The sequence below is a fragment of the Cognatishimia activa genome (assembly GCF_001458335.1).
In the GTDB taxonomy this organism is placed as follows: Bacteria; Pseudomonadota; Alphaproteobacteria; order Rhodobacterales; family Rhodobacteraceae; genus Cognatishimia; species Cognatishimia activa.
Map to the genome: position 1 here is coordinate 576,311 of NZ_CYTO01000009.1, position 18,818 is coordinate 595,128.

Sequence of the window (18,818 nt, forward strand, 5' to 3'; positions counted from 1 at the left end):
TCTCTTCTCCCACATTGCGTCAACGATGCTTGCCTGTATGGGGACAAGCGCCTAAACGGGACATAACTTGAATTCAGACTTTGGAGCGAGCATGCGCCTGTCCCGTTATTTCCTGCCTGTGCTGAAGGAAACCCCTTCAGAGGCCCAAATTGTCAGCCACCGCTATATGCTGCGCGCCGGTATGATCAAACAGTCCAGCGCCGGGATTTATTCCTGGTTGCCGCTGGGTTTCAAGGTGCTGCGCAAGCTGGAAAACATCGTACACGAAGAACAGGTGCGCGCCGGGCATGTGCCGATGCTGATGCCAACGCTGCAATCGGCGGACCTTTGGCGTGAGAGTGGTCGTTATGACGGCTATGGTGCAGAGATGCTGCGTATGAAAGACCGCCACGAGCGCGATATGCTCTTCAGCCCAACAGCGGAAGAAATGTTCACAGATGTGTTCCGCAGCCATGTGAAGTCTTACAAAGACCTGCCGCTGACCCTTTACCAAATCCAGTGGAAGTTCCGTGATGAGGTGCGTCCACGTTTCGGTGTGATGCGGGGCCGCGAGTTCTTTATGAAAGACGGCTATAACTTTGATCTCACCAAAGAAGACGCGCTACACGCCTATAACCGTCACTTGGTCAGCTATCTGCGCACCTATGAGCGGATGGGCCTGCAAGCGATCCCAATGCGTGCGGATTCTGGCCCGATTGGTGGCGACTATACTCACGAGTTCCTCGTTTTGGCAGAGACCGGCGAGTCCGAGGTCTTCTATGACAGCGAGATCACCGATCTAAAATTTGGCGATCGCGCGATTGACTATGACTCTGTAGAAGAGTGTCAGGCCGTTCTTGAAGAGTTCACCTCTCGCTACGCCCGTACGGATGAGACCCATGATGAGGCGGCCTTTACCGATGTGCCTGAAGAGCGCCGTCGCACGGCCCGTGGTATCGAGGTCGGTCAGATCTTCTATTTCGGCACGCAATATTCCGAAGCAATGGGCGCAACAGTTCAAACTCCGGATGGGGCGAATGTTCCTGTGCATATGGGGAGCCACGGTATTGGTGTGTCCCGTCTGCTGGGCGCGATCATTGAAGCAAGCCATGACGATAAAGGCATCATCTGGCCTGAGGGCGTCACGCCATTCCATGTTGGTATCGTGAACCTGAAGCAAGGGGATGAGGAAGCGGATGCAGCTTGTGAAGCTCTGGAGAAGAGCTTTGAAGCGCTGGGCCTTGAGCCGCTTTATGATGACCGCAAAGAACGCGCCGGTGGTAAATTCGCGACCATGGATCTGATTGGTCTGCCTTGGCGTATTACCGTTGGCCCGCGGGGGCTCAAGAATGGTGTTGTCGAACTGACATCGCGCCGGACCGGTGAGAGCGAAGAGCTGTCCCCAGAAGAGGCGGTGAAAAAAGTTGCAGAGATTTATGCCAATCACCGTGTGAGCGGTCTGTAAGGCTTTCACCCCATATCGAATTTTGAAAGGCGGGCTTTGGTCCGCCTTTTTTGCTGTTTACCGCCTAAGTTTCAATGCTTTGCGCATGGGGCTTGCTTTGGGATGCCTCTGGCGGGAGTATTTGTGCAAAGAAGAAGAGAGTAGGGCATGATTTCACGCATCTTGGTGTTGGCAGGCGGTTTCAGCGGGGCGGTGGGCCTGTCGCAGTTTCCGGAGTTTTCTCAGCAATATGCGCAACGCCTTGGCGGGGCTGTGGATGAGCTGCAGGGATTTGTTGCCGAGTTTGATGCGGATGCGGCGTCTGTCGGGCTTGGGCGCGAAGAGGCGTTGACTCAACTTGCTGCGGGTGGGGAGCTTGGCGCGGCACGGGCTGAGACCATGTCGAAGACCATCAACCGATATGAACGGTTGCGCGCGGCGCAAAATACGCTTGAAAGCGCTGGGCCGTTTTCGCGGGTCTATAATGTGGCGCAGTTTAATGATCGCGAAATTGCTCAAGCGGCCTTGGCAGATTTCAAGCCTGCAGTTCCCGTGACTTTTGAAGGCGCAATCTTTGCCATCGGGGGACTTCTGTCCGGTAGTGCTTTGGTTTCCTTTGTTTTATCGCTCTTGCGCTTGCCCTTTCGGCGGCGGAAAGCAGCCGAGGGGTCGGCTTGACCGTATTGGGCGCGCTGCTTACGGTGCGCGCAAATAATTGAGAGCAGATAAATGGCCCAACCCGCGCCTTTTTCACGATTTGAATGGATGATTGCCTGGCGATACCTGCGCGCCCGTCGCGCCGAGGGCGGCGTGAGTGTGATGACATGGATCTCTCTTGTTGGGATCACACTGGCAGTGTTTGCGCTGATTGCGACTTTGGCGGTGCGGTCTGGTTTTCGGACAGAGTTCGTCGATACGATCCTTGGATCAAACGCCCATGTGACCGTCTATCAAAGCGCTGAAGTGACCGAACGCGGCAAGTTGGATCGCACCATTCACGACTATGAAGAGATGGCAGCGCGCCTGCGCGGTGTCGACGGAGTGACGCGCGCGGCGCCTTTGGTCAAGGGTCAAGTCATGGCGAACCAGCGCCAGCGCAATGCCGGAGTAGAAGTCTTTGGGATTACGCTTGAAAACCTGAAAACCATCCCGCGAGTTGCACGACCGGAGACAGCGGACGGCGATATTGAACGGTTCAATGAAGGGGTCGCCATTGGATCGGGTGTGGCGCGCGAGCTTGGCGCTACGGTTGGAGACAAGATCAAGCTGATTTCCCCAAATGGGGTAAAGACCGCCTTTGGCACCAGTCCTCGGGTCAAATCCTATGAGGTGGTCTATGTATTCACGGCCGGTCGCTATGACATTGACCGCACGCGGGTCTATCTGCCCTTCACCGAGGCGCAGAGCTATTTCAACCTTGAAGGCAAAGCCAGCGAGATTGAGGTCATGGTAGAAGATCCTGAAGAGGTCGATCTGTTGGCGCTTGATCTGATCAGAGCAGCGGGCGAACGGTCTTTGGTTTGGACTTGGCGTGACAGCTCCGGTGGGTTCCTGCGCGCGCTTGAGATTGAGGACAATGTGATGTTCATCATCCTGTCGATCCTCGTGTTGATTGCGGCCATGAATATTGTCAGCGGTCTGATTATGCTTGTTAAAAACAAAGGCAAGGACATCGGTATCCTGCGCACGATGGGGCTGACCGAAGGATCTGTCTTACGTGTGTTCTTTATCTGCGGCGCTTTCACCGGAGTGATTGGCACGGCGCTTGGTGTCGTCTTAGGCTGTCTCTTTGCGATCTACATTGATCAGATATTCTCGTTTGTGAATTTCATCGCTGGCGGCGGGGTCTGGGACCCGGCTGTGCGCGGCATTTACCAATTGCCCGCCGAGCTGCGGCTAGAGGATGTCATCAAGGCCGTTAGCCTGTCCCTGGGGCTGTCTTTCATCGTTACGATTTTCCCAGCCCGCCGCGCGGCGCGCATGAACCCGGTGGAGGCGCTGCGTTATGAGTGATGTTTTGAAACTCGAAGGTGTCACCAAAACCTACAATGCGGGATTGCCCAGTGAAGTGGCTGTATTGAGGGGATGTGATCTGACTTTGGGTGAGGGCGAAGTGGTTGCGCTTGTGGCACCGTCAGGGTCGGGCAAGTCGACGCTTTTGCATATTGCGGGTTTGCTGGATGTGGCGGATAGCGGGGACGTTGAAATTGCAGGACAGCCGTTGAGCGGGAAATCCGACCGCCGCCGCACCATCACGCGGCGCCAAGATGTGGGCTTTGTCTATCAATTCCACCATTTGCTGCCCGAGTTCACCGCGCTTGAGAACATCACATTGCCGCAACGCGCCAACGGGGTGTCGCGCGGGGATGCGGAAACTCGTGCGATGGAGTTGCTGGCCTCAGTCGGTGTTGAAAGCCGCGCATCCCACCGGCCTGCGGAGCTGTCTGGTGGCGAGCAGCAACGGGTCGCCTTCTGTCGTGCGCTGGCAAACGCGCCCAAACTGCTGTTGGCGGATGAACCCACCGGTAACCTTGATCCGGGTACGTCTGATCAGGTGTTTGATGCGTTGATGGCTTTGGTGCGTGGCACCGGCATGTCAGCTTTGATTGCCACCCATAATTTAGAACTGGCCTCCCGCATGGATCGAGTCCTGCGGCTGGAAGATGGCGTGCTTGTAGCGGATTAACCGCAATTTGATCCCGCGCAAGGTCTGGGTTTCCTTGTCATGGCAAACTGAAGTTGCAATGACAGGAGGAGCCGACATGACATCACGAAGGATACTAACTCTGGCTGCGGCGATTGCGGCCACTACGGGTTTAGCGCAGGATGATGCTCTGCCCGGCGAAGAGATCTACCTGAACAATTGTGCTGCTTGCCATGGCGTTTCGCTTGACGGCAAAGGCGTGATGGCCGGTGTCATGATTGTTAAACCCAAAGATCTGACAAGGCTGTCGCGCAATAACGATGGCGCCTTTCCGCTTTTTCAGGTGATCCAGCGCATTGATGGGCGCGATCCCTTAGTGTCACATGGCTCGCCCATGCCGGTTTATGGCGATTTCTTTGAGGGTGAGGACGTGATTATCAAATCAGATGCGGGACAGCCCATTGCCACAAGCGCGCCGGTGGTGGCGTTGGTGGACTACCTGAAAGCTCATCAGAAATAGCTTTTAAGCTTGCTGGGTCAGCCAAACGCCGCAAGCCATAAGGCCGATACCCGCCGCACGGGTCAATGAAAGTGGTGAAATCTGTGCACCGAAAAGGCCAAAATGGTCGATGGCGGCGGCTGAAATCATTTGACCAATCAGCACAAAAAAAACAGCGTTTCCGACGCCAAATTTTGGTGCCACGAAGGTGATGGATAGGACATAAAAGGCGATCAGCACGCCCGCGAACAAAAAGTGTTTCGGTGCAAGCGATACCCCGTTCAATTTCGGAATTTCGCCGGAAACCACCAAAACAATGCTTGCAGACAAAAGAGCAACGCAAAAAAGCACCACACTTGCGGAAATCGGTGAACCAAGGCTTTTTCCAAGCCCAGCGTTTAGAGCTGCAAGAATTGGAATGCCAATCCCGGCAACCAGCATGACCAGTGCGTATATCGACGTTTGGGACATGATAATCGCTTTCTTTTAAAAGGTTACACACTCATCGCCAGAACGCGGCTGATCTGGGTCAGGCCACGGCCGGATTGTTCCATCCATTCGTTGAAAGCCCCCTGAACCGCGCGCATTGCCGTTTTTGATGTGGCAGGCTTATCAATCACGCCTTCAGCGATCAAACGCGCCGTGACGTCCTGAGACAGAATAAAGCTGTCTACGCCCATGAAGCGCAGACTGTAGGGCGCGCTCATGCCGCCCATGCGTGCGGCGCGCTTCTTCAAAAGCTCTAGCAACCCGATGAAATCTGTCGCGGGCCAGTCTGCAACGACTTTGCCAATGCCCCCATCATCGCGCAGCTCTTGGATAAAGATTGCATTGTCGATGACCGTGCGCAGTTTCATTCCGTTGCGCACCACGGCTTTGTTGCTGAGCAGCGCGTCGAATTCTTCATCATTCAAAAACGCACATCGGTTGACGTCAAAGCCATCAAAGGCTTCTTCAAATCCGGGCCATTTGTTCTCAATGACTTTCCAATTGAAACCGGCTTGAAAAATGGACTTGGTAAATTGCGCAAGCCAGCGGTCTTCGGGGATGGCGGCGATCTCGGCAGCTGAAAGCGGGCTGGGTAATTGGGCTTCCAATGCATCCACCCCGCCTTTGCGTTCCGCCGCAATCGCGAAGATGTCATCAAAGTCACGCATGGTCGTCTCCAAAGCCGTTTCCTGGCAAGCATACCCACGGGGGTCTTTGTTTTAAAAGCCAAACCTGCATGCATTTTTGCACAAGCGGGCAGGGATATTCGCGCAAGCTTCACGTCAATTTCAAAGGTGCCCTTGCAGCTCCCTCAAGGCGATACTAAGACTCTTGCAGACACAAATGATTATCGTGCGACACAGCAAGAGGCAGGCGATTATGAAAGATCCGATTGAGACCTATATGAACCTCGTTCCGATGGTGGTTGAGCAGACCAGCCGTGGTGAACGGGCCTATGATATCTTCTCGCGCCTGTTGAAAGAGCGCATCATTTTCCTGAACGGTCCTGTGCATGACGGCATGTCCAGCTTGATCGTGGCACAGCTTCTGCACCTTGAGGCAGAAAACCCGACCAAAGAAATCTCTATGTATATCAACAGCCCAGGCGGCGTTGTGACCGCGGGTCTGTCGATTTACGACACCATGCAGTACATCAAGCCAAAGGTGTCCACTTTGGTGATTGGTCAGGCCGCGTCTATGGGGTCACTTCTGCTGACCGCAGGCGAAAAAGACATGCGCTTCAGCCTGCCGAATTCGTCGATCATGGTGCATCAGCCATCGGGCGGGTATCAAGGTCAGGCGACCGACATCATGATCCACGCGGAATACACGCAAAAACTGAAGCGTCGTTTGAACGAGATTTACGTCAAACACACCGGTCAGTCTTACAAAGAAGTCGAAGCCGCGTTAGAGCGCGATAACTTCATGTCCCCGGAAGATGCAAAAGAATGGGGCTTGATTGACCAGATCGTTGAGAGCCGTGTGGGTGACGACGAAGCGGAGTAATCCGCTCGGAAAGTAAACAAAGACCCGGCGTTATCCGTTTGAGTAGGTGCGGCGGGTCAATTTGAGATTGTATGCGCGAAAGCGCTGCCCTAAGCTGGGCGAAACACGAAGACAGCGCGATGCAGAAGCGTCCACTCGTGAAGATTATGGGGCCTGAAAGGTAGACTATGGCATCAAATTCCGGCGGTGACAGCAAGAACACCCTTTACTGCAGCTTCTGCGGCAAAAGCCAACACGAGGTCCGCAAGCTTATTGCAGGCCCAACGGTGTTTATCTGTGACGAATGTGTCGAACTTTGCATGGACATCATTCGCGAAGAAACAAAGTCAACCGGGCTGAAATCTTCTGACGGTGTGCCAACACCAAAAGAGATTTGCGAAGTGCTGGATGACTATGTGATCGGTCAAGCGGTTGCAAAACGTGTTCTGTCCGTTGCTGTGCACAACCATTACAAACGTTTGAACCATGCTCAGAAGGCTGGTGATATTGAACTGCAAAAGTCCAATATCCTTCTGATGGGGCCAACCGGTTGCGGTAAAACGCTCCTGGCGCAAACCCTTGCGCGCATTCTGGACGTACCGTTCACAATGGCGGATGCAACCACGTTGACCGAAGCCGGTTACGTTGGCGAAGATGTTGAAAACATCATTCTGAAACTGCTTCAAGCGTCTGAATATAACGTTGAACGCGCCCAACGCGGCATCGTTTATATCGACGAAGTCGACAAGATCACCCGTAAGTCTGAAAACCCATCCATTACCCGTGATGTATCGGGGGAGGGTGTGCAGCAGGCGCTCTTGAAGCTGATGGAAGGCACCGTGGCTTCTGTTCCTCCGCAAGGGGGCCGTAAGCACCCGCAGCAGGAATTCCTGCAGGTGGACACCACAAATATCCTCTTCATCTGCGGCGGCGCATTTGCGGGTCTGGACCGCATCATTGCCCAGCGTGGCAAAGGCTCTGCCATGGGCTTTGGTGCAGATGTACGCGCTGATGACGAGCGTGGCATTGGAGAGATATTCCAAGATCTGGAACCAGAAGATCTGTTGAAATTCGGTCTGATCCCGGAATTCGTTGGTCGTTTGCCGGTTCTGGCAACGCTGGAAGATCTGGACGAAGATGCGCTTGTCACCATTCTGACCAAGCCAAAGAACGCGCTGGTCAAACAATATCAGCGTCTGTTTGAGCTGGAAGACACTGACCTGACCTTTACTGATGACGCGCTGCAAGCCATTGCGCGCCGCGCGATCGAGCGCAAAACCGGTGCCCGTGGTCTGCGGTCAATCTTGGAAGACATTCTGCTGGATACAATGTTTGACCTGCCGGGGATGGACAGCGTCACTGAGGTGGTTGTGAATGAAGAGGCGGTGACCTCGGATGCCGCGCCGCTGATGATCCATGCGGATGCGGAAAAAGAGCCGGCCTCAGCAGGCTAAGCCAACAGTTTTTTGATTTAAGCGGCGCGGATTGATCCGCGCCGTTTTGCATGAAGGATGATGAAATGAAACGTATTTTCTCTGGCGGTGAGTTTGAGCCAAAGATCGGCTATTGCCGCGCGGTTGTCGCCGGTGGTTTTGTGCACGTGGCAGGCACTGTGGGGCTGGGCGACACAGTGACCGAGCAGTGTAAATCCGCGCTCGCCACAATTGAAGGTGCCTTGAAAGAAGCGGGCAGCGATTTTTCTAAGGTTGTTCGCGTGAACTACTACCTGCCAGATGCCGCAGAGTTTGAGCCGTGCTGGCCGATCCTTGCGGAGACATTCAGTGACAACCCTCCGGCTGCTACAATGATCGAATGTGGTTTGATCGACGCGAAATTCCGCATCGAGATCGAAGTCACCGCGCTCGCATAACTTCAAACAAAAAAACGCGCCTGAGAGGGCGCGTTTTTCTTTTCTGTTAAGCGTCTTCTGGGGCTTAGTTAAAGCGCACCAGAGAGGCTTCTTTCTTGTCCAACGAACGGCGAGCCGCTGCAAATTCTTTCAACGCGCCTTCGATTTCCAGTTCTGGGAACAGAGTGAATATCTCTTTGCGTTGCTCTTCTGTCAGCGTCGTCACCGAATAGTCGCCCGGCTGGAAGCTTTCAGACCAAGCCCCGTTGCCAAGCACCACTTCGTGGTTTTCAAACAGAATGTGGTAGTAGCTGACGGATGAGACCGCCGCGCGTTCAACGCCTGTCTTGCCCACCAGATGCTTTGCTGCCACCAGTGTTTCGCGCTCATCAAACAACAACGCGTTGGCGTCATTGGCAATCAGCATACGGTGGTTCGGTGACACCATCAGGTCACGCTCTGGCTGATTGTGGCCAAGGCTCCCTGCCTTGATCAAAATCGGCTGCAAATGAGGGGCTGCGGTCAGTGCCGCTGAATCCAGTGTCTTGTGACCAATCCAAGCAATTTCTTGCAGACCGTTGTCACGGGTGATCACACGGTCGCCTTCAAGCAGGGTCTGAACCGTGCGTTCGCCGGATACTGTTGCAATCTGTGAATCCTGCGCGAAGCAGATGGTTTCGTAATCGTGAGCCATATCCCAACCTTTCTTGCGCAGATGAAGCCCCCGTTTCACTTACGCATCCGCCGCAATACACGCGGCAACCTGTACTTCTGCACGGTCCAAAAACACGGCAATGAAGCCAATGGGTGATCTATCCCAAAACCACCGGACCGATGAAACCGCCCTTGGGCGGCGTCTTCCAACCTGCGACACAGCACGAAAACCGTGAAGCCTACGAAAGCCGTGAAGCCTTTAATAAAATCTACACTTTTCCGAGCTTTCCCAAAAGCGTCGTTCCGCAAATGTCGTTAATTGGCGGCTTTTTGGCAGGGGAAAAAACTGAAATCGGCTTCACGCAATTATGGCAGAGTTGCGCGATTGGAAACGATACCCAGTATCTAGCAGCAATATTCCGAATAATTCATGAATGCACATGGTTTGCGGAAGGGGTTAGTCGCGGAGATTGTCTCAAATCGTGGAACAGTGTTTTTGGGTAGAAAGGTGAACAAAAGGTTAATTTGCAACACATATGGCCGCGACAAACCACAGGGATGCGGAACCAATTTTGTAGGTAAAGCGCGACTGTTGTGGAATTGGAAACAGTTGACCCTTGGGGAGACTGGTTGGAGAGAGAAAACAACACGGTTTTCGAATCAAATTCAGCAGGATCTCTGTAATGCGAAACAATTCCCAGGCGTTGCCGGGGGTTCGTTACCAACCTCAAGCCGCCAATACATTTTTGCGATCGTTTGCCTCTTTGTTCACAATGCCCTAATTGAGCGCAATATCCTCTTCTAACGACGCTTTCTTGGAGTATCAGCACGTGAGCCTATTCATCGACAGCCCCATCCGCACCGCGGCGCGCCTGTCTGTGGCTCCCATGATGGATTGGACAGACCGGCATTGCCGCTATTTCCATCGGCTCCTCTCCAAAGAAACGCTGCTTTATACGGAAATGGTGACCGCACCGGCTTTGGTGCGTGGTGGGGCGCTACATTTGCTCGACTTTGCGCCTGAAGAACACCCGGTCGCTTTGCAACTTGGGGGATCTGATCCAAGCGAGCTTGCGCAAGCCACAAAGTTTGGCGCGGATGCGGGATATGACGAGATCAATCTGAACGTGGGTTGTCCGTCGGATCGTGTTCAGTCGGGCACGTTTGGTGCCGTCTTGATGAAGACGCCAGAGCTTGTGGCCGATTGCGTTAAAGCCATGCAGGACGCGAGCGATGTCGAAGTAACGGTGAAATGTCGGCTTGGGGTCGATGATCAAGACGCGCACGCCGTGCTGCCGCATTTCTTGGAAACTGTGTCTGCCACCGGGATCACGCGGTTCACAATCCATGCGCGCAAAGCTTGGCTGAAGGGCCTGTCACCAAAAGAAAATCGCGACATTCCTCCGCTGGATTATCCACTGGTTCACAAAATGAAGGCGGATTTTGCACACCTGCATATTTCCATCAACGGTGGAATCAATTCGCTGGAAGAAGCGATGCCGCATCTAGAGCAAGGCTTAGATGGGGTGATGATCGGCCGAGCAGCCTACCACGATCCGGCTCAGGTTCTGCTTCATGCGGATTCCCGAGTGTATGGCAAAGATGATCAAAGCAGCGCCGAGGCGGCGGTGCACGATATGTTGCCTTACATCGAGGCGCATCTCCAAAGCGGCGGAAAACTGCATCAAGTGACCCGTCATATGCTGGGTTTGTTCACCGGTAAGCCTGGGGCACGGGCGTGGCGTCGCGTGCTCTCGCAAGGGGCCAGCCGACCCGGGGCAGGACCAGAGCTGCTACTAGAAGCGCTCTCCCATATTTCTCAATCACATCCAGACCAAGCGGCGGAATAAAGCACATGCCAGATATCTCTCTTCTTCTTCAGATGGGCGCTTTGCTCATCGTTATCGGCGCGTTTGCAGGCGTTCTGGCGGGACTTTTGGGCGTTGGCGGGGGGATCGTTCTGGTTCCTGCTTTTTATTATGCGTTCCAAACGCTTGGCTATGACGGGCCGCAACTGATGCAGATGTGTCTGGGCACGTCTTTGGCCACCATTGTGGTCACGTCGGTTCGTTCTGTGCTGAGCCACAACAAAAAGGGTGCCGTTGATTGGGATATCCTGCGCTCTTGGGGGCCGGGGATTGCTGTTGGTGCCGCGATTGGTGTGACGATCGCCGCGCAACTTCGGTCCGAGACACTGGTGGCGGTCTTTGGCGTGCTCGCGATTATTGTCGGCGTCTACATGGCTCTAGGCCGTTCAGAATGGCGTTTGGGGGAAGACATGCCCAAAGGCGGTACGCGTGCTGTCCTAAGTCCTTTGGTGGGCTTTCTTTCTGTCCTCATGGGGATCGGTGGTGGTAGCTTCGGCGTTCCTCTGATGAGCCTGTATGGCACGCCGATCCACCGCGCTGTAGCAACAGCTGCAGGATTTGGTCTGATTATCGCTGTGCCGGGCGTGATCGGTTTTCTGTTGGTGCAGGTGGATGCCGCCGTTAGGCCGGTTGCAACCATTGGCGCTGTGAACCTGATTGCCTTTGCCCTGATCATTGCGATGACACTGATGACTGCGCCGATCGGCGTGCGGCTGGCACACGCGCTAGACGCGAAACCTTTGAAGCGAATCTTTGGTGGTTTCCTGATTCTGGTCGCGCTGAACATGCTTCGAAAAGCGATTGGTTACTGAGGCTTACTCAAAACTTTCTGTTCATTAACTTTAGTTCTATGAACAAAGAGTTCTGACTTGGCCGATTGTGCCAGCTTGGTACACAGTGACGGCAAATAGCTTTATTTCGCCTCAAAATTGTCCAATTCTCTTTTGGTAGAGATTTTCGAGGGCATATTTATGGAACTCCTGATTGTGTTTGGCCTGCTGACTGCAGGTCTGATTGCTGTTTTTCAAAATGATGATGATGAGGCCACCGTAGACGGTGGCGGCGACGGCGGGTCAGACGGCGGCGGTGACGATGGCACCGGGGGCGGCGATGGCGGCCCAGGTGATGGCGGCGGCGGTGACGGCGGCATGCTCGGGATGTTGATTGAAGGCACAGACGGAGCGGACTCCTTGGCCGGCGCTGAGGGCGATGACACGATCAACGGTCTTGACGGCGACGATGTGATCGACGGCGGAGCTGGCGACGATGACATTCTTGGTGGTCTTGGAGATGATACGATCAACGGCGGTGAAGGCGATGACACCATCGGTGCTGCCGCGGGCAACGATATCATCGACGGCGGTGAGGGCGACGACAGCATCCGCGGTGGCAATGACGGCGATCAGATCTCTGGTGGTGACGGTGCTGATTTCATCGACGGCGCAAACAGCGGTGATGTGCTTCTCGGCGAAGATGGTGATGACACCATTCTCGGTGGCCGCGGTGATGACTTCTTATCTGGCGGCGCGGGTGCGGATTACTTAGACGGCGGAGTCGGTAGCGACATCCTGTATGGGGCTGCGGACGACGACGAGTTGTTCGGTGGTGACAACGACGACCTGTTGGTTGGCGAAGAGGGCGAAGATACGCTGCGTGGCGGCGGTGGTGACGATATTTTGATTGGCGGCGGCGTCGGCGTGTCTGGTGACGACGATGAAATCCTGACGTTCTTCACTGACGATGAAGGAGATGTCCTTCGTGGCGAGGCGGGGCATGACCAAATCTTTATGGACACCAACGACACCGTGAACGGCGGTATCGGCGAAGATGTGTTCCTGACCGGTGTCTATGTGGACGAAGACAATACACCGATTGTGAATGATTGGGACGACGGTGAAGACATCCTTGCGATTGTGGTTGAAGAAGGCGCTCCGGGTCTTGTCACTATCGAAGAAGGTGACGAAGCGGGTCAGGCGGATGTCTTCGTGGACGGCCAAAAAGTGGCTGAAGTCGTTGGAGCCTTTGGGACTTTGACGCTTGATGACATCACGGTTGTCGAGGCGGACGTGACGGCGAATACGGTTTCACCGATCGCGGCCTAAGCTAACCTAGAAAAGAGAGCGACGCGTGGCGTTATTCGCCGCGCGTCGTTTGCCGTTTTAGGGCTCTGTTGCGACCACCGCGACGTTGCTTCAGGCGGCTTGCGCGGCTTGGGAGCTCACTCATCAGTTTCAGCCGATGGTCTTCGGTGTAGCGGCCCCACTCCAGGATCTCATCCATGGTCCGGTAGCACCCGGTGCAGATCTCTGCGGTTGGATGAATGCCACACAAGCTGACACAAGGCGAAGAAATCTCCGCCCGCGACCAAACCTCTGATTTATCCTTTTTCGCCAATCCAGGGTCCTTTATGCGCCGCGCCGAATATGGGCGAGGCGATCCAATGCACCTTGTAAGATATAGCCCGCCGCCACATGATCAATAACTTCAGACCGACGTTTTCTGCTGGTATCCGCCTCAAGCAGCGCCCGTTCTGCGGCGACGGTCGAAAGGCGTTCGTCCCACAAGAAGATCGGGAGAGGGGTCAATTGTGCCAAATTGCGCGCAAAGGCGCGGGTAGATTGAACCCTTGGGCCCTCGGATCCATCCATGTTCAACGGAAGGCCAAGAAAAAGCGCAGCAATGTCACGCTCTTTGATGATCTCAAGCAGTTGCGCGGCATCTTGCGTGAACTTCTTACGCCTAATCGTGCTGAGCGGAGTCGCAATGGATTGAAAGCTATCCGACACTGCGACGCCAATGGTTTTTGTGCCAAGGTCGAGCCCTGCCACCGCACGCATTGTGGGCACTTCAGAAACATGTGCCTCGATATCTTCAAAAATCTTTTGCATCTTTAGTCGAGTCCAGCGCCGCGGGCGGCTTGTTCAATTGTTGCCAAGGCGTCAGGTTTTTCAGCAAAAACTGTCTTTGCTTCATTCCAGATGACTTGCGCACGGTCGGTTTGGCCGAGCACACCATAAGCACCGATCAGCCGCGCCCATTCGTCAGGCGTTCCGCCTTGGGTGCCCAGCCGTTCTGCTAGCCCTGATACCATGCTTTCAATCATGGCGCGCCGGTCTTCAGCGGATAGATCTTCTGCGGCTTCAATTTCTTCCGCGCTGGGGCCATTTAAGGAAGGTGCAGGCGCCGCATAAGTGACGCCCGCAAACCACGCAAGATCGTCGATGCGTGCACGGATCGGAGCGACCCAAGGAGCGCCTTCTGGGCCTTTCTCCAATAGGTCGCGCCAAATCCGGAAGGTCATGTCGGGCCGGCCGCTCTGAGATAACATAAGGCCAAGATAGTAGCGCGCGAACCCGCTTTCAGGGTCCAGCTCAAGGGCTTTGCGAAGGGCTTCCTCCGCTTCGGGGGAAACATAAAGCTGTGCCGCCCGGATCATCAAATCAGCAAGCTGCACATAGTCAAAGCTGCTTGCCGCATCTCCCTTCAGCTCAATGACTCTGCGTTGCGCCGCATAGGCCGCCTTGTAGTTGGTCATAATTGCTTCATTGCGGGTCAAAAGCTCGAAGCCCCGAAGATCATTGGGACGCTCAGCCACGGTCGCGCGCAATTGTTCCATCAAAGCGGCGAAGTCAGGGTCAATTTCCGGCGGGGTAAGCTTGGGAAGTTGGGCTTCGAACTCTTGCTGGGACAAGCGATTTTCCAAATTGTCCTGAGCATCTGTTTTGCGGTCGATCAAAGCGAGGTCAGGGTAACCGGGATTGCCGAGGCTTTGGTAGAGAGCGGCTGATCCAAGCGCGATCACTAAGATCGAGATGCCAGCCGCGAGCATTGCGCTGCGCTTTGAGCCACCCGAACCGGTCGCTTCTTTTTGGATTTGCGCGTCGGCGGCCAAGATGCGGCGCGATACTTCGGTGCGAACCCGTTCTGCGTCTTCTTCTGACAGCACACCACGGGCCAGATCGCGTTCGACCTCGGTCAATTGGTCTCGATACACCTGCAGGTCATAAGCCGCAGGGGAGACATCGGTCTCATTTGTTCCCGTGCGACCCAGCAACATCGCGCGCGCAATGAATATTCCGGTGATCAGGGTCAGCCCGATCGCTGTCATCCAAAATGGCATGGTTGCATTCCCTTCGTGGATTTCATCTAACCTTTGTGGAGCGAGGGTGAAAGCCAGAATGCCAAATGTGACAATTGGCGCAACTTTTCTAGGTGGAAGAAAGTTTTCCAAATCCTGAGTGAAATCGTTCTTTACCCTTGACCTTTCGGGCCAAAAACTCACATCTGTCACACAGATTGACCGCACGAACTGAATGGAGGCCCCCATGGCTTTTGAACTTCCTGATCTTCCTTACGCTCACGACGCATTGGCCGCACACGGCATGTCCGCAGAGACACTGGAATTCCACCACGACCTGCACCACAACGCTTACGTGACCAACGGCAACGCAGCGATTGCTGGCACAGAGTGGGACGGCAAGACTCTTGAAGAGATCATCGTGGGCACCTACGACAAAACTGCCGTGGCTCAGAACGGTATCTTCAACAACATCTCTCAGCTGTGGAACCATAACCAGTTCTGGGAAATGATGGGCCCGAACAAGACCGCAATGCCAGGCGAGCTGGAAAAAGCGATTGTTGAATCTTTCGGTTCTGTTGACGAATTCAAATCCCAATTCTCCGCAGCAGGCGCAGGCCAATTCGGTTCCGGCTGGTGCTGGTTGGTGAAAGACACTGACGGCGGTCTGAAAGTGACCAAGACAGAAAACGGTGTGAACCCACTGTGCTTCGGTCAAACAGCTCTGCTGGGTTGTGATGTTTGGGAACACTCCTACTACATCGACTTCCGCAACAAACGTCCGGTTTACCTGTCCAACTTCCTGGACAACCTGGTGAACTGGGAAAACGTCGCGTCCCGTCTGTAATTCGCGGACTGACGCAGGAATGACAAAACGCCCTCTCGTTTGAGAGGGCGTTTTTGTTTGATCACATATACCATTTGCCCGGAAAAATTTCGGGTAATGCAATGCGACGGGACGCAAAGCGTTTTAGGCTAAGAACACGTTGGGCTTGCAGCTTTAGGAATGCGACGCTCTGAACGGTTAGGCGCGTTAGAGGGACCGCGCGCTTCGCTTTGGTTGGGACAAGTGTTTCAGCAGACATTTCATCTTCCTCGTTATGACATGTCCCATTCTCTGACAGTGTGTTCGACCAATCATGAGCAGCTTTGCCCAAAGCGTTTTGGGCAATTTTACCCATGGGTTTGCGTCGAATTGGTGTAGAATGCGCGCATGAGCAAACTGTCATTCACTCCGGAAGAACTGTCCGAACTCATTGGCCTGGTCTATGACTCGGCCTTTGAGGAGGTACAGTGGCAGTCGCTTCTCAAGAAAATCACAGAGTTGTTTCCAGGAATTGGTGGGATTGCTTGGGGGTATGATGGCGACACTATGCTGCCCGAATATGTCAGTGCCGATGCTGATATGCTTTTCCCGCGATCCTTTGATTTCAATATGAAAAATAACTTCGGCGAGACGATGTCGGAGTCCGTCAAGCGCGTGCCCAACGGTTTTGTGGCGCGCACGATGATGATTTATTCAGAGCACGAGCTATTGAATTCAAGTTGCTACCAAGATTTTTTGAAACCGTCGGGCTACCGAAACTCATTGCATTTGAAAGTCGACCACAACGGCGAGCGCGGAGCGCTTTTAGGGTTTCCAATCCCAGAAGACACAAAGTTAGAAGCCGAGCTGCATGACCCGCTTTTTGAGCTTTTAAAATACCTTTCGCCCCATGCGGTACGGGCAAGCCAGCTCGCGCGGGCTTTGACATTGGCCAAACGTGCGACCGAAGTGTTCAGTGGTTTCCTTGACGGGATCATTTTGCCAATGCTTGTGACCAACGCCAGCGGGCGCTACCTGTTTGCCAACGGAGCAGGGCGCCGCGTTTTGGAACGCGGGGATCCTTTGCGCCTCGGTGCTGATGGGGCGCTAAAGCTCACCAATAGCCATGATACTTTGGACCTTTATCACAAGCTGAGCCAAACCAACCGTGATCAGATCCAAAGTGGCATGCGCATTGAAGCAGGTGACAGTCCGCTTATGCTGGCGATCTCACCCTTTCGCCCGTCCATGAGGGATGCCAGTGCCATCGATAGACACCTGTTAGATGAAGAACGCATGTTTGCGATTTTTGTGGGTCAGTCGGAACGGGATGCGGTGAACACCGGTTTGCTTGAAGACGTGTTCGATCTCAGTATCCGCGAGGCGCAGGTCTGTAAGAGTTTATTAATGGGGCAAAGCGTCGCCACGATTGCTGAGACCTCCCATCGATCCCCCAAAACCGTGCGAAATCAGATTCAGATGATCTATGAGAAAGTTGGCGTGTCTTCCAATGCTGAGCTCTTAGACTCGCTTTCGGTCTTCCGCACGGTTGGGACGATGTTTGAAAACAACCCCGGTCCGCGCGCCGTTACAGACGCGCTTTAAAGGTTTCTACAGCTTCTTCGACCGTCGACGTCACAAACATGAAGTCTTTAATCGATGCATCGGCAAACCCCTGATCAACCACGTGATCAATCAATCCGATCAGCGGATCCCAATAGCCATTCACATTCAGCAAAACGATCGGCTTGTCGTGCAGGCCAATCTGTCGCCATGTGAGCACTTCAAAGAATTCGTCCAATGAGCCCGCGCCGCCGGGCAAGACCACCACCGCATCGCAGTTCATGAACATGACCTTTTTGCGTTCGTGCATGTTCTCGGTGACGATGTAGCGGGTCAGATCGGTTTTCCCGACCTCCCAATCCACAAGATGCTGGGGAATCACACCGAACGTATCGCCATGTGCCGCCTGCGTCGCGCGTGCCACCGCGCCCATCAGCCCCACATCGCCCGCGCCATAGACCAAACGCCAATTTTCATCAGCGATGGCTTGGCCAAGCGCGGTTGCTGCTTGTTCATAAGCCGGATCAACGCCCGCGCGCGAGCCACAAAAGACACAAATGGAGGCAGTTGCCATGAAAATCTCCTGAGGAATCAAAGGGCTTTTGACCATGGTTACCCAAGTTGCTAGGGTCCCTCAACTAAGACGACTGCCAAATACTGGGGAAGGGGCAGCCATGAGCAAAATCTCATCATTTTTTGCAGGTAATTTCGCAGCAGTAGGGGCCGCCGCAGTGGTCGTGATTGGTGCTGGTTTCTATTTTACCGGTGCGTTCGATCGCTCGCAGCCTCTAGCGCGGGAAACTGTACAGGAGACCGTGACAGAAGCGGTGGCAAAGCCTGAATCGGCGGACACAGAGGACGCGACCGTTGCAGAAGCAGAGCCTGCGGCGGAAACAGAAGCGCCGACCGAGGCTGTTGTTGAAGTGGAGCGCGCTCCAAGCGCTGAAGCGGAAGAGACGGTAGAAACTGAACCAGTTGTCGAAGCCTTGCCAGAACCCAACGCCCCGGCGTTTGACGTTGTCCGTGTTGAACCTGATGGGAGCGCCGTGATCGCGGGATCGGCCGATGGCAATGGCGGTGCGGTCCGCATCCTTTTAGACGGTGACGAAGTCGCGCAATCCGAGGCCGGTTCTGACGGTCGCTTTGCTGGGTTCTTGACCATTGCGCCAAGCGAAGACGCGCGTGTGCTGAGTTTGGTGCAAGAGATTAATGGCTCCGATGTTGTGTCTGAAGAAACTGTGATTGTTGCCCCAGTTGCTGCCCCAGTTGCTGCCCCTGTCGTGGCCGAAGCGGTCAAACCAGAGGAAACTCCCCAAGAGACCATGACCGAAAAAGTCGCTGAAGTGACCGAAGAGGTTACTGAAGCTGTTGAAAGCAAAACAGCAGAAGCAGCCAAAGAAGTTGTAGAAGCGGCTGAAAAAGCCGTTGAAGAGGTAAAAGAGACAGTACAGGCGGTTGTAA

General features: G+C 54.4%; 22 protein-coding genes and 1 pseudogene. 15 read left to right on the forward strand and 8 right to left on the reverse strand.

Going from position 1 to position 18,818, the window contains the following annotated elements; all coding sequences use genetic code 11:
- Positions 1–91 precede the first annotated feature (91 nt).
- The 5 genes from proS (at position 92) to TA5113_RS07330 (ending at position 4,587) form a co-directional block, all read left to right on the forward strand.
- A complete protein-coding gene (gene proS, locus TA5113_RS07310; protein ID WP_058315671.1) occupies positions 92–1,444 on the forward strand; it encodes a proline--tRNA ligase in 1,353 nt (450 codons plus the stop codon).
- 147 nt (positions 1,445–1,591) lie between these two features.
- Positions 1,592–2,101 carry a DUF2937 family protein gene (locus tag TA5113_RS07315; protein ID WP_058315672.1) on the forward strand — a complete coding sequence of 170 codons (510 nt, stop codon included), beginning with the start codon at positions 1,592–1,594 and terminating at the stop codon, positions 2,099–2,101.
- Positions 2,102–2,152: 51 nt separating this feature from the next.
- Entirely contained in the window at positions 2,153–3,436 is a 1,284-nt protein-coding gene (locus TA5113_RS07320; RefSeq protein WP_058315673.1) for a lipoprotein-releasing ABC transporter permease subunit, read from the forward strand.
- On the forward strand, positions 3,429–4,109 hold the full coding sequence (locus TA5113_RS07325; protein WP_058315674.1) for an ABC transporter ATP-binding protein: 681 nt from the start codon (positions 3,429–3,431) through the stop codon (positions 4,107–4,109). Before TA5113_RS07320 ends, TA5113_RS07325 begins: the two co-directional genes overlap by 8 nt.
- Positions 4,110–4,185: 76 nt before the next feature.
- Positions 4,186–4,587, forward strand: a complete 402-nt coding sequence (locus TA5113_RS07330) for a c-type cytochrome (RefSeq protein WP_058315835.1) — start codon at positions 4,186–4,188, stop codon at positions 4,585–4,587.
- A gap of 3 nt (positions 4,588–4,590) precedes the next feature.
- Here TA5113_RS07330 and TA5113_RS07335 read toward each other — a convergent pair whose 3' ends face one another.
- Positions 4,591–5,037: a DMT family transporter gene (locus tag TA5113_RS07335; protein WP_058315675.1), complete on the reverse strand. Its 447-nt coding sequence runs from the start codon at positions 5,035–5,037 to the stop codon at positions 4,591–4,593.
- A gap of 23 nt (positions 5,038–5,060) precedes the next feature.
- On the reverse strand, positions 5,061–5,723 hold the full coding sequence (locus TA5113_RS07340) for a DNA-3-methyladenine glycosylase I (RefSeq protein ID WP_058315676.1): 663 nt from the start codon (positions 5,721–5,723) through the stop codon (positions 5,061–5,063).
- 211 nt (positions 5,724–5,934) lie between these two features.
- Between TA5113_RS07340 and TA5113_RS07345 the strand changes: the two genes are divergently transcribed.
- From TA5113_RS07345 to TA5113_RS07355, 3 genes are all read left to right on the forward strand, one after another.
- Positions 5,935–6,561, forward strand: coding sequence for an ATP-dependent Clp protease proteolytic subunit (locus tag TA5113_RS07345; RefSeq protein WP_058315677.1), 627 nt, complete (start codon positions 5,935–5,937; stop codon positions 6,559–6,561).
- 167 nt (positions 6,562–6,728) lie between these two features.
- Positions 6,729–7,994: an ATP-dependent Clp protease ATP-binding subunit ClpX gene (gene clpX, locus TA5113_RS07350; RefSeq protein WP_058315678.1), complete on the forward strand. Its 1,266-nt coding sequence runs from the start codon at positions 6,729–6,731 to the stop codon at positions 7,992–7,994.
- A gap of 65 nt (positions 7,995–8,059) precedes the next feature.
- The gene (locus tag TA5113_RS07355; protein ID WP_058315836.1) at positions 8,060–8,410 is read left to right on the forward strand and encodes a RidA family protein; all 351 of its coding nucleotides are present in this window, start codon (positions 8,060–8,062) and stop codon (positions 8,408–8,410) included.
- Between the two features lie 64 nt (positions 8,411–8,474).
- Here TA5113_RS07355 and TA5113_RS07360 read toward each other — a convergent pair whose 3' ends face one another.
- Positions 8,475–9,122 carry a Hint domain-containing protein gene (locus tag TA5113_RS07360; RefSeq protein WP_058315679.1) on the reverse strand — a complete coding sequence of 216 codons (648 nt, stop codon included), beginning with the start codon at positions 9,120–9,122 and terminating at the stop codon, positions 8,475–8,477.
- A 74-nt stretch (positions 9,123–9,196) separates the two neighbouring features.
- Between TA5113_RS07360 and TA5113_RS07365 the strand changes: the two genes are divergently transcribed.
- From TA5113_RS07365 to TA5113_RS07380, 4 genes are all read left to right on the forward strand, one after another.
- Positions 9,197–9,547 (forward strand): hypothetical protein, encoded by a 351-nt coding sequence (locus tag TA5113_RS07365; protein ID WP_131726431.1) that lies wholly within the window; start codon positions 9,197–9,199, stop codon positions 9,545–9,547.
- A 383-nt stretch (positions 9,548–9,930) separates the two neighbouring features.
- Positions 9,931–10,893, forward strand: coding sequence for a tRNA dihydrouridine(20/20a) synthase DusA (gene dusA, locus TA5113_RS07370; RefSeq protein WP_245627184.1), 963 nt, complete (start codon positions 9,931–9,933; stop codon positions 10,891–10,893).
- A gap of 5 nt (positions 10,894–10,898) precedes the next feature.
- The gene (locus TA5113_RS07375) at positions 10,899–11,723 is read left to right on the forward strand and encodes a sulfite exporter TauE/SafE family protein (protein ID WP_058315681.1); all 825 of its coding nucleotides are present in this window, start codon (positions 10,899–10,901) and stop codon (positions 11,721–11,723) included.
- Positions 11,724–11,882: 159 nt separating this feature from the next.
- Positions 11,883–13,013 carry a calcium-binding protein gene (locus tag TA5113_RS07380; RefSeq protein WP_058315682.1) on the forward strand — a complete coding sequence of 377 codons (1,131 nt, stop codon included), beginning with the start codon at positions 11,883–11,885 and terminating at the stop codon, positions 13,011–13,013.
- Between the two features lie 31 nt (positions 13,014–13,044).
- On the opposite strand, the gene TA5113_RS07385 is transcribed toward TA5113_RS07380, so the two are convergent.
- From TA5113_RS07385 to ccmI, 3 genes are read right to left on the reverse strand one after another with little or no spacing between them, the layout of a single operon-like run.
- Positions 13,045–13,305 (reverse strand): DUF1289 domain-containing protein, encoded by a 261-nt coding sequence (locus TA5113_RS07385; RefSeq protein WP_058315683.1) that lies wholly within the window; start codon positions 13,303–13,305, stop codon positions 13,045–13,047.
- 11 nt (positions 13,306–13,316) lie between these two features.
- Complete coding sequence (ruvX, locus tag TA5113_RS07390) at positions 13,317–13,799, reverse strand: Holliday junction resolvase RuvX (RefSeq protein WP_058315684.1); 483 nt, start codon at positions 13,797–13,799, stop codon at positions 13,317–13,319.
- A gap of 2 nt (positions 13,800–13,801) precedes the next feature.
- Complete coding sequence (ccmI, locus tag TA5113_RS07395) at positions 13,802–15,031, reverse strand: c-type cytochrome biogenesis protein CcmI (RefSeq protein WP_058315838.1); 1,230 nt, start codon at positions 15,029–15,031, stop codon at positions 13,802–13,804.
- A gap of 205 nt (positions 15,032–15,236) precedes the next feature.
- On the opposite strand from ccmI, the gene TA5113_RS07400 reads away from it, so the two are divergent.
- Positions 15,237–15,836, forward strand: coding sequence for a superoxide dismutase (locus tag TA5113_RS07400; protein WP_058315685.1), 600 nt, complete (start codon positions 15,237–15,239; stop codon positions 15,834–15,836).
- 61 nt (positions 15,837–15,897) lie between these two features.
- Here TA5113_RS07400 and TA5113_RS16935 read toward each other — a convergent pair whose 3' ends face one another.
- Positions 15,898–16,074, reverse strand: a complete 177-nt coding sequence (locus TA5113_RS16935; protein WP_165589391.1) for a hypothetical protein — start codon at positions 16,072–16,074, stop codon at positions 15,898–15,900.
- A 128-nt stretch (positions 16,075–16,202) separates the two neighbouring features.
- Between TA5113_RS16935 and TA5113_RS07410 the strand changes: the two genes are divergently transcribed.
- A complete protein-coding gene (locus TA5113_RS07410) occupies positions 16,203–17,399 on the forward strand; it encodes a helix-turn-helix transcriptional regulator (RefSeq protein ID WP_058315687.1) in 1,197 nt (398 codons plus the stop codon).
- Here the strand turns inward: TA5113_RS07410 and TA5113_RS07415 are convergent.
- Positions 17,383–17,931: an LOG family protein gene (locus TA5113_RS07415; protein ID WP_058315839.1), complete on the reverse strand. Its 549-nt coding sequence runs from the start codon at positions 17,929–17,931 to the stop codon at positions 17,383–17,385. The two genes, TA5113_RS07410 and TA5113_RS07415, sit on opposite strands and share 17 nt — an antisense overlap.
- A gap of 100 nt (positions 17,932–18,031) precedes the next feature.
- Here TA5113_RS07415 and TA5113_RS07420 point away from each other — a divergent pair.
- Positions 18,032–18,818, forward strand: a pseudogene (locus tag TA5113_RS07420) (hypothetical protein); the annotation flags it as partial.